Source organism: Pseudomonas sp. PA15(2017) (assembly GCF_001945395.1).
GTDB lineage: Bacteria > Pseudomonadota > Gammaproteobacteria > Pseudomonadales > Pseudomonadaceae > Aquipseudomonas.
Genome location: NZ_MSXV01000055.1, coordinates 264,079 through 280,388 on the forward strand (window position 1 = coordinate 264,079; position 16,310 = coordinate 280,388).

A 16,310-nucleotide genomic window follows, 5' to 3' on the forward strand; every position below is an offset into this window, starting at 1 on the left:
GAGAAGCCCGATGGCGGACGACAGCCATCAACTCAGGCCCAGCTCACGCCAGATGCGCATCACATTGCGCCGGTGCTCGTGAAACTGGTCGCCGCCCACGATCCCGGGCTGCTTCTGCAAGGCCTGCCGATGGGCTGCCGAGCGATAGGCCTTGTAGGCGTCCTGCAGCAGGGTCGCCTCGCCATCGCGGAGCAGGCCGAGCCGGTCCAGGCCTTCCAGAATGCGGATGTTATCGGTGAATTCGAGCAGCGCCGGGTGCTGCTCCGACCACGCCAGGGCCGCGTATTGCACCATAAATTCGATATCGACGATACCTCCGGCGTCCTGCTTGAGGTCGAAGGGCGAGGCCGCGTCGAAGGCATTCTCCGCCGTGCCGGCGGCGGTGGCACGGCTGCCCAGGTTGTCACGCATCTTGCCGCGCATCTCGCTGACCTCGGCCTGCAACCTGGCCTGATCACGCTCACGGCCCAGCACGGCGCTGCGCACTTCGGCGAAGGCGGCGCCCACGCGCTCGCAGCCGACCAGTACCCGGGCGCGCACCAGCGCCTGATGCTCCCAGGTCCAGGCCTCGCCCTCCTGGTAGCGACGAAAGGCGCCCAGGGAACTGACCAGCAACCCCGCCGCGCCGGAGGGGCGCAGGCGCATGTCGACGTCATAGAGCTGGCCGGAGTTGGTTTGCGCGGTCAGCAGGTGAATGATGCGCTGGCCCAGGCGGGTGAAGAACTGCGCGCCGTCGATGGGTTTGGCGCCATCGGTCTCGGCCTGCGGGTCGCCGTCGTGGATGAACACCAGATCCAGGTCCGAGCCGTGGCCCAGTTCGATGCCGCCGACCTTGCCGTAGCCGACGATGATGAAGTCCGGCGAGCACGGGCTGCCATCGGCGCGCAGCGGCGTGCCGTGGCGGCTGACCATCTGCCGCCAGGCCAGGGCCATTACCTGGTCGAGAATGGCCTCGGCCAGCCAGGTCAGGTAATCGCTGACCTTCATCAACGGCAGGCTGCCGGCGATTTCCGAAGCCGCCACGCGCAGGCCGTGGGCCAGCTTGAAGTGACGCAGCGCCTCCATCTGCTGCTCCAGATCGTCCTCGGCAATGCGCGTCAGCCGCTCCTGCAGCTCGGCGGCCAGCTCCGGCGCATGGGGCGGTCTGAACAGGCGCCCTTCGTTGAGCAGCTCGTCGAGCAGCAGCGGGAAGCGGCTGATCTGCTCGGCGATCCACGGGCTGGCGGCGCACAACGTCAACAGCCGCAGCAAGGCCCCGGGGTTTTCGGTGAGCAGCACCAGGTAAGCCGAGCGGCGCGCAACCGCCTCGATCAGCGGCAACACGCGCTCCAGCACCAGATCCGGCTTTTCCTGCTCGACGGTAGCGGCCAGCAACCGTGGGATGAAGGCATCCAGGCGCTCACGGCCCAGACGCTGCATGGCGCGCACCTGGTTGCCGTTGCGCAGCCCCACCAGCCGCTGCCAGGCGGCCGACGCGTCGGCGAAACCGGCCTCGGCCAGTTGGCGGCAGGCGGCTTCTTCATCCTGGTCGTCGTTCCATAGCGGCAACCAATCGGCACCGACCATGGGTTCCTCGTCGCCCTCCTGGTCCTCGTCGGGGTCGGCGATGACCTGGCGGAAGTGCCAGTCGACCCGGCCGCGCCAGTGCATCAGCCGCTCATGGAAGGCATCCCAGCTACCGAAGCCGAGCATGAAGGCCACCCGCGCGCGATCCTGGTCGTTGTCCGGGAGCATCTGCGTCTGCCGGTCGTCGATGGCCTGCAGGGCGTGTTCGGTGTAACGCAGGAAGGCGTAGCCGGCGAGTAACTCGTCGACCGCCTGGCCAGGCAGGTAGCCCTGATCCTTGAGCGTTTGCAGCACCTTGAGCAAAGAGCGCTGCTGCAGGCTGAGGTCACGGCCGCCGTGGATCAGCTGGAACGCCTGGGCGATGAACTCCACCTCACGAATGCCACCGGAACCGAGCTTGATGTTCTCGGCCATGCCCTTGCGGCGCACTTCCTGCTGGATCAGCTGCTTCATGGTGCGCAGCGCGTCGATGGCGGAAAAGTCCAGGTAACGGCGATAGACGAACGGGCGCAGCATCTCCAGCAGTTGCGCGCCGGCCTGCTGATCGCCGCCGACCACCCGCGCCTTGATCATCGCGTAGCGCTCCCAGTCGCGCCCCTGGTCCTGGTAGTACTGCTCCAGCGCATTGAAGCTGAACACCAGCGCGCCACTCGACCCATAGGGGCGCAGGCGCATGTCGGTACGGAACACGAAGCCGTCGACGGTGATGGCGTCCAGCGCCTTGATCAGCTTCTGGCCCAGGCGGATGAAGAACTCCTGGTTATCCAGCGGACGCTTCACGCCCTGGGTCTCGCCACCCTCCGGGTAGCCGAAGATCAGGTCGATATCCGACGACAGGTTCAACTCGAAGGCGCCGAGCTTGCCCATGCCGAGAATGACCATGTGCTGCGGCTCACCGCTGCGGCGCCCGACCGGCATGCCGAATTGCTCGCAATGCCGGGGGTACAGCCAGTGATAGGCCAGGTCGATGCAGGCATCGGCCAGGTCGGACAGGTCGCGACAGGTTTCCACCAGATCCGCCTGGCGGCTGATGTCTCGCCAGATGATGCGCACCTGCTGGCGGTTGCGAAAACGCCGCAAGCTGCACGCCAGGGCGTTCTCGTCCGCGCATGCCTGCAACTGCTCGGCGAGCTGAGCGCGCAATTCACCGCCCGCCAGGCGCCGTTCCAGCTCGCCGCTGGCGGCCAGGTCGAGCAGCATCTGCGGGTCGCGCAGGCCCTGCTGCGTCACGAAGTCACTGGCGGCCGTCACGCGCTGCAGGTGCTCCTTGCGCTGGGCCGGCCAGGCGACGAAAGCGGCAGCGGCGTCAGCGGACGAGGCCATGAACGCCTCGGCGAGCGATTGTTCGGCACGCTGGGCGATGGGGTGGAGCGTGGCAGGCAAAGAGACGAGCGCGGGCAAGCTCATGGTCTATCCTTTTCGGCGGGCTGCGAGCCTGGTGGAAAACCGGCGCAGACCCTGCGAAGGCTCGCCGCTTCTGGCTCTCGCCTGATTTGATTGTAGTTTCGCTACGACTGAGTCGATCGAGAAAGCTGAAATCGCCGACGAAATGTAGTAAAACTACACGAAGCCGGATCTACCCAACCGGTACATCCAAGAATTAATGTGCCCGCCCAAAAAGCCGGCCACGCATCTGGTTTCCGATTCTGGAAGCCTTTCCGCTCTGGAGCAAGCCATGCAAGACCTCGATCCAATCGAAACCCAGGAATGGCTGGACGCGCTGGAATCCGTCCTCGACAAGGAAGGCGAAGACCGTGCCCACTATCTGATGACGCGCCTGGGTGAGTTGGCCACTCGTAGCGGCACACAGCTGCCCTATTCGATCACCACTCCCTACCGCAACACCATTCCGGTCACGCGTGAAGCGCGCATGCCGGGCGACCTGTTCATGGAACGCCGCATCCGCTCGATCGTTCGCTGGAACGCACTGGCCATGGTCATGCGCGCCAACATGCAGGACCCCGATCTGGGTGGCCACATCTCCACCTTCGCCTCCAGCGCGACCCTCTACGACATCGGCTTCAACTACTTCTTCAAGGCGCCGACCGAAGAACACGGCGGCGACCTGATCTACTACCAGGGCCACGCATCGCCCGGCATCTACGCCCGTGCCTTCCTGGAAGGCCGCCTGAGCGAAGAACAGATGCTCAAGTTCCGCCAGGAAGTGGACGGCGGCGGCCTGTCGTCGTACCCGCACCCGCACCTGATGCCGGACTTCTGGCAGTTCCCGACCGTTTCCATGGGCCTGGGCCCGATCACCGCGATTTACCAGGCACGCTTCATGAAGTACCTGGAAAACCGCGGCTTCATCCCGGCCGGCAAGCAGAAGGTATGGTGCTTCATCGGTGACGGCGAGACCGACGAGCCGGAAACCTTGGGCGCCATCTCCCTGGCCGGCCGCGAGAACCTCGACAACCTGATCTTCGTCATCAACTGCAACCTGCAGCGCCTCGACGGCCCGGTTCGCGGCAACAGCAAGATCATCCAGGAGCTCGAAGGCGTGTTCCGCGGGGCCAACTGGAACGTCAACAAGGTCATCTGGGGCCGTATGTGGGACCCGCTGTTCGCCCAGGACGAAGACGGCCGCATGCAGCGCCGCATGGACCAGGCCATCGACGGCGAATACCAGAACTACAAGGCCAAAGACGGTGCCTACGTGCGCAAGCACTTCTTCGGTGCCGATCCGGAACTGCTCAAGCGCGTCGAGAAGCTGTCGGACGAGGAAATCTTCAACCTCAACCGCGGCGGCCACGACCCGTACAAGGTCTATGCGGCCTACCACCAGGCGGTCAACCACAAAGGCCAGCCGACCGTCATCCTGGCCAAGACCATTAAGGGTTATGGCACCGGCGCCGGCGAAGCGAAGAACACCGCGCACAACACCAAGAAGGTCGATATCGAGTCGCTGAAGAAATTCCGCGATCGCTTCGACATTCCGCTGAACGACTCGCAGCTCGAAGAACTGCCGTTCTACCGTCCTGCCGAAGACAGCGCGGAAATGAAATATCTGCGCAAGTGCCGCGAGAAGCTCGGTGGCCACCTGCCGCAACGCAACCGCGGCAGTATCAGCATTCCCACCCCGCCGCTGGAAACCCTCAAGGCCGTTCTGGATGGCTCGGGTGACCGCGAAATCTCCACCACCATGGCGTTCGGGCGCATCCTTGCCTCGATGGTCAAGGACAAGGAGCTGGGCAGCCGCATCGTGCCGATCCTCGCTGACGAGGCGCGTACCTTCGGTATGGAAGGCATGTTCCGCCAGCTAGGTATCTACTCGCCTGTCGGTCAGCTGTACGAGCCGGTCGACCGCGACCAGGTGATGTACTACCGCGAAGAGAAGGACGGCCAGATCCTCCAGGAAGGCCTCAACGAGGCCGGCGCGTTCTCCTCCTTCATCGCTGCCGGTACCGCCTACAGCAACTACAACACACCGATGCTGCCGGTTTACATCTTCTATTCGATGTTCGGCTTCCAGCGTATCGGTGACCTGGCCTGGGCTGCCGGCGACGGCCAGACCCGCGGCTTCCTGCTGGGCGGCACCTCGGGTCGCACCACGCTGAACGGCGAAGGCCTGCAGCACGAAGACGGCCATAGCCATATCCTGGCCAGCACCATCCCCAACGTGCGCAGCTATGACCCCACCTACGCCTACGAGCTGGCGGTGATCATGCGCGAAGGCACTCACCGGATGATGACCCTGCAGGAAAACGTTTATTACTACATCACCGTGATGAACGAGAACTACCAGCAGCCGGCCATGCCCGACGGTGTCGAAGGCGGCATCATCAAGGGTATGTACCTGCTCGAAGAGGACAACAAGGAAGCCGCCCACCACGTGCAACTGCTGGGCTGCGGCACCATCCTCAACGAAGTTCGCGAAGCGGCGAAGATCCTGCGTAACGACTACAACATCGGCGCCGATGTGTGGAGCGTGACCAGCTTCAATGAACTGCGTCGTGACGGCCTGGCCGTGGAGCGCAGCAACCGCCTGCATCCGGAGCAGGAGCCCAAGAAGAGCTATGTCGAGCAGTGCCTGAGCGGCCGTCAGGGCCCTGTCATTGCCAGCACCGACTACATGAAGCTGTTCGCCGAACAGGTTCGTCAGTGGGTTCCGGTCAAGGAATACAAGGTCCTGGGCACCGACGGTTACGGCCGCAGCGACAGCCGTCGCAAACTGCGTGACTTCTTTGAAGTGGATCGCCGCTGGGTCGTTCTGGCCGCGCTCGAAGCGCTGGCCGACCGCGGTCAGATCGAACGCAAGGCCGTGGCCGAGGCCATCGTCAAGTTCGGTATCGACCCCGAAAAACGTAACCCACTGGACTGCTGAGGAGACGCATTGTGAGTGAATTGATTCGCGTACCCGACATCGGCGGCGGTGAGGGTGAAATCATCGAGCTGTTCGTCAAGGTCGGCGACCGCATCGAGGCCGACCAAAGCCTGCTGACCCTCGAGTCGGACAAGGCCAGCATGGAAATCCCGGCCCCCAAGGCCGGCGTCGTCAAGAGCCTGAAGGTCAAGCTCGGCGACACCCTGAAAGAAGGTGACGAGCTGCTCGAACTGGACGTGGAAGGCGACGCCGAGGCCGCGCCGGCCGAGCAGAAGCAGGAGCAGGCGCCCGAACAGGCAGCGCCTGCTGCCGCCGAGCAACCGGCCGCCGAGCCGCAAGCTCAGTCGGCTGGCAGCGCCGAGCCTCAGGAAGTCAAGGTGCCGGACATCGGTTCCAGCGCCAAGGCCAGCATCATCGAAGTGGCGGTCAAGCCGGGCGACACCATCGAGGTCGATCAATCGCTGATCACCCTCGAGTCCGACAAGGCCAGCATGGAAATCCCGTCGCCGGCTGCCGGCGTGGTGGAAAGCGTATCGGTCAAGGTCGGTGACGAGGTCGGCACCGGCGACCTGATCCTGGTGCTCAAGGGTGCTGCAGGCGCCCAGAAGCAGGCTGCCAGCGCGCCAGCTCCTGCGGCCGCTCCGGCCCAGGCCCAGGCCGAAGCACCTGCCTCTGCCGCTGCCGAAGAGCCGGCCGGTGAGAGCACTGAAGAAGTGCGTATCCCGGACATCGGCGCCGACGCTGCCAGCGTCATCGAGATGCTGGTCAAGGCTGGCGACAGTGTGGAAGCCGAGCAATCGCTGATCACCCTGGAATCGGCCAAGGCGAGCATGGAGATCCCCGCTCCCAAAGCCGGCGTGATCGAAAGCATCGCCATCAAGGTCGGTGACGAAGCCAAGACCGGCGACCTGATCCTGACCCTCAAGGTTCAAGGCAAGGCTGCCGCCAAACCGGCCGCCGCTGCCCAGGCGCCTGCTGCTGCTCCCGAGCAGGCCAAGCCGGCCAACGTGCAGGGCAGCGCACCTGCCAAAGCCGCGCCGCAAGCCGCTCCTGCCGCTGCTCCGAGCCGCGATGCCAGCAAGGTACACGCCGGCCCGGCCGTGCGTCAGCTGGCCCGCGAGTTCGGCGTCGAGCTGGGCGCGGTGCCCGGTAGTGGCCCGAAAGGTCGCATCCTCAAGGAAGACGTGCAGGCGTACGTCAAGGCCGAGCTGCAGAAGGCCAAGTCGGCGCCTGCCGCTTCTGCTGCCGGCGCGACCGGCGGTGCCGGTATTCCGCCGATCCCGACCGTCGATTTCAGCAAATTCGGTGAAATCGAAGAAGTGCCGATGACCCGCCTGATGCAGGTCGGCGCCGCCAACCTGCATCGCAGCTGGCTCAACGTGCCGCACGTGACCCAGTTCGACTCGGCCGACATCACCGAGCTGGAGGCCTTCCGGGTCGCCCAGAAAGCCGTCGCCGAGAAAGCGGGCGTCAAGCTGACCGTACTGCCACTGCTGCTCAAGGCCTGCGCCTACCTGCTCAAGGAGCTGCCGGACTTCAACAGTTCGCTGGCGCCGAGCGGCAAGGCCGTGATCCGCAAGAAGTACGTGCACATCGGCTTCGCCGTCGACACGCCGGACGGCCTGCTGGTACCGGTGATCAAGAACGTCGACCAGAGGAGCCTGCTGCAACTGGCTGCCGAAGCCGCTGCACTGGCCGAGAAAGCGCGCAACAAGAAGCTGTCGGCTGACGACATGCAGGGTGCCTGCTTCACCATCTCCAGCCTCGGTCACATTGGCGGCACCGGCTTCACGCCGATCGTCAACGCGCCGGAGGTGGCGATCCTCGGTGTCAGCAAGGCGACCATCCAGCCGGTGTGGGATGGCAAGGCCTTCCAGCCCAAGCTGATGCTGCCGCTGTCGCTGTCCTACGATCACCGCGTGATCAACGGTGCGGCCGCTGCCCGCTTCACCAAGCGCCTGGGCGATGTGCTGACCGACATCCGCACCATGCTGCTGTAAGCGAACCGTTTCGAGCGCCACGCTCGTATCCTCGACCCCGCCCGATCCGGCGGGGTTTTTTTTACCCTGTCGATGGTATACGACCGACCGTTCATCCCCCTTTTTCTCGATCCAATATCCTTTTCAAATCAGACAGTTGAAATAAAGACAGCACAATGCCATTAGACTTCTTGTCAGCCGCCACACCATGGTGCAACCTAGGCCTCCACTACCGCCCCATGGTGGCTGGAGCAGATACGGTAATCCCCTCGTTAGCGCTATAGTGAAGTGGCCGGGCAGTAACCTGTGCCAGCCGATGGATACAGCCATTCGATGAAGAGCCATCCCGATACCGCAGGCCGTGCCATGGCCGAGGTCGTGACGCAATTACCCGTGCCCTCGCGGCTCGGCATGATGCGTTTCGAGCGGATGAATGAGGCGAACTGGCTCCTGCTGTTCATCGATGCAACCTGCGAAAAACAGTTCGGCATCCCGCCCAGCGATCTCTGCAACCTCGTGGAAACACCCTACGCGAGCCTGATGGAGCCCGAGGCGCGTTACCGGCTGCACGACTCCATCCAGCAGCAGCTGGTGGAAAACTCGCGCTACCTGGTGCGCTACACCCTGCACACACCCCAGGGCCCGCTGCGGCTGATGGAGCTTGGCGAGCCGTTCAAGCAACGTGGCCGGGCCCTGCTGCGCGGCTACCTGCTGGTTACCAGCGACGAGACAACCGCCACGCCCCTCAAGCAGCAAGACTCGCTCGAAGACCTGCAGCGCAGCCAAAGCGAGCTGCAGCAGCAAACCCGTGCCTTCGCCCAGCAGCAGCTCATCGTGCGCCTGGCCAGTCAGCGCTATCAGGGCAATGACCAGCGCCGCGAGGCCGCCGAACTGATCACCCGCAGCGCCTGCGAGATCTACGGGGTGGCGCGTGCCGGCATCTGGCATATCAATGGCGATACCCTCGAACCCGTGGCGCTCTACCTGCAGGAGCAAGGCCGTCACGAGACGCCGCTGCCGATAGACGGCCGGCGCTACCCGAACTACCTGCGTGCACTCAAGGAGGGGCGCGCGCTACACGCCCACGATGCCGAGAACGACGCCCGTACCCGCGAGCTGTTCGACGACTATCTGCGCCCCAAATCGGTGTCGGCGATTCTCGATGCCAGCATTCGAGTCGGCGGCGAACTGGTGGCCGTGCTGTGCCTGGAGCACACCGGCGGCCCTCGCGCCTGGCAGGCGGACGAAGTCGCCTTTGTCGGCGAATTGGCCGACCAGTACGCCAACGTGCTGAGCAACCAGGAACGACGCAACGCCACCAGCGCCCTGTATCTGTTTCAGCGCGCCGTCGAGCAGAGCGCCAGCGCCTTCATCCTGCTCAACCGTGACGGCATGGTGGAGTATGTGAACCCCAGCTTCACGGCCATCACCCAGTACAGCGCCGACGAGGTGCAGGGCCGTCAGCTCGCCGAGCTGCCGGCCCTGGAAAACCTCAGCGAACTGCTGTTCGACAGTGAATCCGGGCTCGCCGAGCAGAACAGCTGGCAGGGCGAGTTCAAGAGCCGGCGCAAGAACCTCGAACCCTACTGGAGCCAGTTCTCGATCTCCAAGGTACATGCCGACGACGGCACCCTGACCCACTACATCGGCATTTACGAAGACATCACCGAGACCAAGCAGTCTCAGCAGCGCATCGAACGCCTGGCCTACAGCGACAACCTCACCGGCCTGGGCAACCGCTACGCCTTCATCCGCGCGCTGGAAAAGCGCTTCAGCAGCGGTACCGCACCGGTCAGCCTGCTGCTGGTGGACATCGACAATTTCAAGCGCATCAACGACACCCTCGGCCACCAGACCGGCGACAAGCTGTTGGTCAGCCTCGCCAAGCGCCTGCGCAACAGCTTCAGCGGCGAAGGCACCCTGGCGCGCTTCGCCAGCAACGAATTCGCCATCCTGCTCGATAACTGCGAGAGCCAGCGTGGCCAACTGATCGCCCAGCAGGTGCTGGAAACCCTCGACAAGCCCCTGTTCGTCGACAACCAGCTGATCATCATCAGCGGCTCCGTGGGCCTGGCCTGCTCGCCCGAACATGGCGCCGACCCGCAAACCCTGATGAAACATGCCGGCCTGGCACTGCACAAGGCCAAGGCCAACGGCAAGCACCAGATGCAGGTGTTCACCGATGTGCTGAACGAGGAAGCCAACTACAAGCTGTTCGTCGAGAACAACCTGCGCCGCGCCCTGACGCAGAACGAGCTCGAGGTGTTCTACCAGCCCAAACTGTGCCTGAAGACCGGTCAGTTGCTGGGCATGGAAGCGCTGCTGCGCTGGCAGCACCCGGAAAAAGGCATGATCCGCCCGGACCAGTTCATCAGCGTGGCCGAGGAAACCGGGCTCATCGTGCCGATCGGCAAATGGGTGGTGCGCCAGGCCTGCCGAATGAGCAAGCAACTCACCGCCGTCGGGCTGGGCAATCTCCAGGTGGCCATCAACCTGTCGCCCAAGCAGTTCAGCGACCCGGACCTGGTCGGCTCGATCGCCGCGATTCTGCAAGAAGAACAGCTGCCACCGAACCTGCTCGAACTGGAACTGACCGAAGGGCTGCTGCTGGAGGCCACCGACGGCACCCGCAGCCAGCTCAACGCCCTCAAGCAACTGGGCCTGACCCTGGCCATGGACGACTTCGGCACCGGCTACTCGTCGCTCAGCTACCTGAAGAAATTTCCCATCGACGTGATCAAGATCGATCGCAGTTTCATCAAGGACATCCCCGAGAGCGAGGATGACATGGAGATTACCTCCGCGGTGATCGCCATGGCCCACAACCTCAAGCTCAAGGTCGTCGCCGAAGGCGTCGAGACGCACGCGCAGCTGGCTTTCCTGCGCCGTCAGCATTGCGATATCGGCCAGGGCTATCTATTCGATCGCCCCATACCGGGCCGTGATCTGGTAGAAAGTCTCAAGCGCTACTCGCGACGCCCGGCCGCCAGACGGTAAACAACCTCCGTCAGCCACCGTGGTCTACCCAGCACAACGATTCGGAGAACGGTCAACATGGCTCTACGCTCGGAAATTCTCGCCCACAAACTCGAACTGCCCAGCGCCGAGCAGGCGCTGCCGGGTCGCGAAACCCCGATTTCGGTGCCAGAGGCGCATTTCGTCAACGGCAACCCGCTGCAAGGCCCCTTCCCCGCTGACCTGCAGACCGCGCTGTTCGGCCTCGGCTGCTTCTGGGGCGCCGAGCGGCGGTTCTGGCAGCAGCCCGGCGTCTGGACCACCGCAGTGGGCTATGCCGGCGGCCATACGCCGAACCCGACCTATGAAGAGACCTGCTCGGGCCTGACCGGTCACGCCGAAGTCGTACTGGTGGTGTTCGATCCCAAGCTGACCAGCTACGAAAATCTGCTCAAGGTGTTCTGGGAAGTGCACAACCCCACCCAGGGCATGCGCCAGGGCAACGACATCGGCAGCCAGTATCGCTCGGCCATCTACTGCGTCGATGAACAGCAGCTCGCCGCCGCCAGGCACAGCCAGCAGCAGTTCCAGGAGGAGCTGCGCAAGGCCGGCCTGGGCGAGATCACCACCGAGATCGCTTCCGTGCCAACCTTCTACTACGCTGAGGCCTACCACCAGCAGTACCTGGCCAAGAACCCCGAGGGCTACTGCGGGCTGGGCGGCACCGGTGTGTGCCTGCCAGCGCAGGCCTGAATAGGAGCAAGCGACCGTGGAGCTGAGTAGCATCGCCAGTCAGGTATCGAGTCAGGCATCGGCGCAGTTCTCCGCGCAGATGTCGCTCCTGCTGCTGCGCAAGACGCTCGAACTGCAGGCCGCCAGCGTCAGCGGCCTGGTGCAGGCCGCTTCACCCGCCAGTGCTCCCGCCAATCCGCCAAACCTGGGCAACAGCATCGACGTGATGGCCTGACGAATTACTGCCATCCCATCGTCAGCCCGACTAGACTTGTGGGCAATTAGCCAGTAATCGACGAGCACCGGATGCCCGCCAACCTGCCCTACATTTCGCCCGAGCAGCTCTGCGTCGGGCTCTACATCCAGCTCGATTTGAGCTGGTGGGAACATTCGTTCGCGTTCAGCAATTTCAAGATCAAGGACGACGGCCAGCTCAAGCAGCTGCGCACCCTGGGTCTCAAGCGCCTGCGTTATGATCCGGCGCGCAGTGACTGCGCGCCCCTGCCACTGGCCGAAGCGCCGGTCGAACAGCCTGCCGCGCCGCCGCCGCCCGATCCCCAGGAACAGGCCCGTCAGGCGCGGGTCAAGCAGCTCAGCGTGCTGCGCAAACGCCTGTCGGAAGTCGACCGCGCCTTCGTGCAAGCCAGCCAGCGGGTCAAGACCCTCAACCAGAGCCTGCGCAACCAGCCGGAGGAATCGGTCAAGCAGGCCGGTGCGCTGGTCAACGAGCTGGTTACCACCATGCTCGGCGAAGATGGCGTCGCCCTGCACAGCATCAATGGCAAGGCAGCCGAGGACTCTTACCTGCACTCGCTGAACGTCACCGTGCTGTCGATGATGCTCGGCCGCCAACTGGGCCTGGACGCCGAAGCCAGCCACATGCTCGGCATGGGCGCCCTGCTGCATGACATCGGCAAGCTGGAACTGCCCAGCAAGGTGCTGCTCAAGCCGCCACCGTTGACCCGCGCCGAGCAACAGTTGCTGGAAATGCACACGCTCTACGGCAAGCGCATGGGCGAGAAGCTGATGCTCGATGACGATGTGCTGCGCATCATCCACGAGCACCATGAACATTGTGACGGCAGCGGTTATCCACAGCAGCTGCGCGAGGCTTCCATCGGCCGCCTGAGCCGCATCGTGTGCATCGCCAACCACTTCGACAACCTGTGCAACCCGATCGACCCGCGAACCGCCCTGAGCCCCCACGAGGCGCTGGCACGGATGTTCCTGCCGCAGTATCGGGTGCGTTTCGACGACGTCGCCCTGAAGGCCTTCATCCGCTGCATGGGCGTCTATCCGCCTGGCAGCCTGGTGCAGCTCGAGGACGAACGCTATGCGCTGGTGCTGGGCATGCACCCGACCTTGCCGCTGAAACCGACCCTGATCATCTACGATCCGGCAGTGCCAAAGGAGGAAGCGCTGATCGTCAACCTGGAAGCCGAGCCGAAACTGGCCATCGCCGCCAGCATCCGCCCCTCCCAGCTACCACCCGAAGCGCTGGAATACCTCAACCCGCGCCAGCAACTGAGCTATTTTGTCGACCCACGGCGCCGCTAGCAGCCGTCGGCTTGAACGTTTGCGGCAGTGTTCATGATCTTTATTACGCATGAAGCGGCAGCTAAAGGCAGAAGCGGACATCGGGCTCTGCTGTTTTTTGTAGGAGGGGCTTTAGCCCCGAGCTATATGAGGGTGCAAAGAGCTCGGGGCTAAAGCCCCTCCTACGAGTTACGCGAACGATCGCTCCCGCCACTTTGCTGCCAAAATCGACGCTTAAAGATCGTTAATAGGTCATCAGGGCTGCTGCTCGGCGATCAGCCAATCCAGCCGCCAGTTGCCCTGGCTTTGCGCCAGGCGTTCGGCCAACCAGGGCAGCAATGCCCGCAGCTCCTCTTCCAACCCCCATGGTGGGTTGCTGATCAGCAGGCCGGAGCCATTGAGGCGCCCGGCATCGTCGGCCGGGTGGACGAGCAGCTCGGCGCGCAACAACTTTGGTGCGGCGCTCTTCTGCATGTCGCGGTAGAAGCGCTTGAGCTGGCGCTCGTCCTTGATCGGGTACCAGACCGCCACGATGGTCTGACGCATGCGCCCGATCGCCTCGTTGAGGGCGGTCACGCAGCGCTCCAGCTCATCGGCCTTCTCGAACGGCGGATCGATCAGCATCACTGCCCGTTTCTCGCGCGTTGGCAGCAAGGCACGCGGTAGGTGCCAGCCTTCGCCCAGGTGCACGGCCACGCGGCGGTCGCCGGCCATGTTTTCCTTGAGCGCCTGGCCGTCGTCCGGGTGCTTCTCGTTCAGGTGCAGGCGGTCCTGTTCACGGGTCTGCAAGCGGGCCAGTTCGGGCGAGCCGGGGTAATGACGGAGCACGCCATCGGGGTTCATCGCACGAATCACTTCCAGGTAGTCGAGCAGCGCCTCGGGTGCGTCAGTGGCCTCCCACAGCCGGCCGATGCCTTCGCGCCATTCACCGGTACGGCTGGCCTGGTCACCTTGCAAGTCGTAGAGGCCGACGCCGGCGTGGCTGTCCAGGTAGGCATAGGGCGCGTCCTTGCGCGCCAGCAGCGCGAACAGGCGGCAGAGCACCAGGTGTTTGAGCACATCGGCGTGGTTGCCGGCGTGGAAGGCGTGGCGGTAATTCATCATCGGCTCCTGAGCAGGAGGCGAATTGTAGCCGGCCTGGGCGCCTGGCGCAGCGCCCGGCGGACGCCGTCCGGCTTCTCCCAGGGTATCACCGGCTTCGATGATGCTGGCCACGCCCGAGCTGCCCTCTAGACTGGCTTCATTCCACCGGAGAGCCACCATGTCCGATACCTTGCTCAGCGCCCGCAACCTGGCATTCGAACTCTACGAAGTGCTCGATGCCGAGGCACTCAGCCAGCGCCCGCGATTCAGCGAGCACAACCGGGAAACCTTCGACGCTGCGCTGGGCACCGCACGCAGCATCGCCGAAAACCTGTTCGCCCCGCACAACCGCAAGAACGACGAACACGAGCCCAGATTCGTCGATGGCGGCGCGCAGCTGATCGCCGAGGTCAAGCCAGCGCTGCAGGCCTTCAACGAGGCCGGCTTCCTGAACGCCACGCGAGATTTCGAGCTGGGCGGCATGCAGCTGCCCAACCTGTTGTCCCAGGCCTGCTTCGCGCATTTCCAGGCGGCCAATATCGCCACGGCGTCCTATCCGCTGCTGAGCATGGCCGCCGCCAACCTGATCGAAGCCTTTGGCGACGACGTGCAGAAGCGCCATTTCCTGCAGCCGATCATCGACGGGCGCTTCTTCGGCACCATGGCGCTGACCGAGCCCCACGCCGGTTCCTCCCTGGCCGATATCCGCACCCGCGCCGAGCCGGCAGGCGACGGCGGCTACCGGCTCAAGGGCAACAAGATCTTCATTTCCGGTGGCGACCACGACCTCAGCGCGAACATCGTCCACCTGGTGCTGGCCCGCCTGCCCGACGCGCCAGCCGGTGTGAAGGGTATTTCACTGTTCATCGTGCCGAAATTCCTGGTCAACGACGACGGTAGCCTCGGCGCCCGCAACGATGTGGTGCTGGCGGGCCTGTTCCACAAGCTGGGCTGGCGTGGCACCACCTCGACGGCGCTGAACTTCGGCGATCAGGGCAATTGCGTAGGCTATCTGGTCGGCAAACCCCACGCCGGGCTCGCCTACATGTTCCAGATGATGAACGAGGCGCGCATCGGCGTCGGCATGGGCGCGGTGATGCTCGGCTATGCCGGCTACCTGTATTCGCTCGACTACGCCCGCCAGCGCCCCCAGGGGCGCCTGCCCGATGCCAAGCAGGCCGGCGGCCAGGTGGCGATCATCGAGCACGCCGACGTGCGCCGCATGCTGTTGGCGCAGAAAGCCTACGTGGAAGGCGGTTTCGACCTGGTGCTGTACTGCGCACGTTTGGTCGACGACAGCCAGACCCTCGAGGACGCCGCCCAGCGTGAACAGGCCGCCCAGTTGCTCGACCTGCTCACGCCGATCGCCAAATCCTGGCCGTCCGAATACTGCCTGCAGGCCAATGCCCTGGCGATCCAGATTCTCGGCGGCCATGGCTACACCCGTGACCACCCGGTGGAGCAGTACTACCGCGACAACCGCCTCAACCCGATCCACGAGGGCACCCACGGCATTCAGTCCCTCGACCTGTTGGGCCGCAAGGTCGGTCAGCACGGCGGCGCCGCACTACAGGCCTTGCACCAGCGAATCACCGACACCTGCCAGCGGGCCGAGCCGTTCAGCGAGCTGGACGCCCTGCGCCAGCCCTTGCAAGCCCTGCTGGCACGCTTGTCCGAGGTTACCCTGGGCCTGCTCGGTGATCTGCAACAGGGTCGCGTCAACGTCGCACTCGCCGACTCGGCGCTATACCTCAAGGCATTCGGCCACCTGGTGCTTGGTTGGCGCTGGCTGGAGCAAGCAGTGCGCGCCGAGCAAGGCCGGCTGGCGGGCACTGGCGCCGATATCGACTTCTATGAGGGCAAGCTGCAGGCCGCGCGCTACTTCCTGCTGCGCGAAGTGCCAAGCTGCCACCACGACCTGGACATCCTGGCGCGCCGCGACGATACCTGCCTGGCGATGCAGGACGCCTGGTTCTAGGCCCTGCGAGGAAAGTCCACAATAAAAAACGGGTCCAGACCAGACTGTGTGAAAACCTAGCAGTCCGAGGGTGAGTTGAAGACAATGCCTCTATCGGTTGATAGGGGCATTGTCGTTTATGGGTTATATCCAGGGCGAAGGTCGCGGGCAAAGCAGT

General features: G+C 64.2%; 9 protein-coding genes. 7 read left to right on the top strand and 2 right to left on the bottom strand.

What is annotated here, in order from left to right:
* Positions 1-27: 27 nt before the first annotated feature.
* On the bottom strand, positions 28-2,973 hold the full coding sequence (gene glnE, locus BVH03_RS20910) for a bifunctional [glutamate--ammonia ligase]-adenylyl-L-tyrosine phosphorylase/[glutamate--ammonia-ligase] adenylyltransferase (RefSeq protein ID WP_075962973.1): 2,946 nt from the start codon (positions 2,971-2,973) through the stop codon (positions 28-30).
* Between the two features lie 268 nt (positions 2,974-3,241).
* Here glnE and aceE point away from each other — a divergent pair, with 268 nt between their 5' ends.
* The 6 genes from aceE (at position 3,242) to BVH03_RS20940 (ending at position 13,113) form a co-directional block, all read left to right on the top strand.
* Complete coding sequence (aceE, locus tag BVH03_RS20915; protein WP_075962975.1) at positions 3,242-5,890, top strand: pyruvate dehydrogenase (acetyl-transferring), homodimeric type; 2,649 nt, start codon at positions 3,242-3,244, stop codon at positions 5,888-5,890.
* Positions 5,891-5,901: 11 nt separating this feature from the next.
* Positions 5,902-7,890, top strand: coding sequence for a dihydrolipoyllysine-residue acetyltransferase (gene aceF, locus BVH03_RS20920; RefSeq protein ID WP_075962976.1), 1,989 nt, complete (start codon positions 5,902-5,904; stop codon positions 7,888-7,890).
* Positions 7,891-8,202: 312 nt separating this feature from the next.
* Complete coding sequence (locus BVH03_RS20925; RefSeq protein WP_075962977.1) at positions 8,203-10,866, top strand: EAL domain-containing protein; 2,664 nt, start codon at positions 8,203-8,205, stop codon at positions 10,864-10,866.
* A gap of 57 nt (positions 10,867-10,923) precedes the next feature.
* On the top strand, positions 10,924-11,577 hold the full coding sequence (msrA, locus tag BVH03_RS20930; protein ID WP_075962978.1) for a peptide-methionine (S)-S-oxide reductase MsrA: 654 nt from the start codon (positions 10,924-10,926) through the stop codon (positions 11,575-11,577).
* Between the two features lie 16 nt (positions 11,578-11,593).
* Entirely contained in the window at positions 11,594-11,791 is a 198-nt protein-coding gene (locus BVH03_RS20935) for a putative motility protein (protein ID WP_075962979.1), read from the top strand.
* 71 nt (positions 11,792-11,862) lie between these two features.
* A complete protein-coding gene (locus tag BVH03_RS20940; protein WP_075962980.1) occupies positions 11,863-13,113 on the top strand; it encodes an HD-GYP domain-containing protein in 1,251 nt (416 codons plus the stop codon).
* Positions 13,114-13,347: 234 nt separating this feature from the next.
* On the opposite strand, the gene BVH03_RS20945 is transcribed toward BVH03_RS20940, so the two are convergent.
* Positions 13,348-14,193, bottom strand: a complete 846-nt coding sequence (locus BVH03_RS20945) for a 23S rRNA (adenine(2030)-N(6))-methyltransferase RlmJ (RefSeq protein ID WP_075963001.1) — start codon at positions 14,191-14,193, stop codon at positions 13,348-13,350.
* Positions 14,194-14,353: 160 nt separating this feature from the next.
* Between BVH03_RS20945 and BVH03_RS20950 the strand changes: the two genes are divergently transcribed.
* The gene (locus tag BVH03_RS20950; RefSeq protein ID WP_075962981.1) at positions 14,354-16,153 is read left to right on the top strand and encodes an acyl-CoA dehydrogenase; all 1,800 of its coding nucleotides are present in this window, start codon (positions 14,354-14,356) and stop codon (positions 16,151-16,153) included.
* The last annotated feature ends 157 nt before the right edge of the window (positions 16,154-16,310 follow it).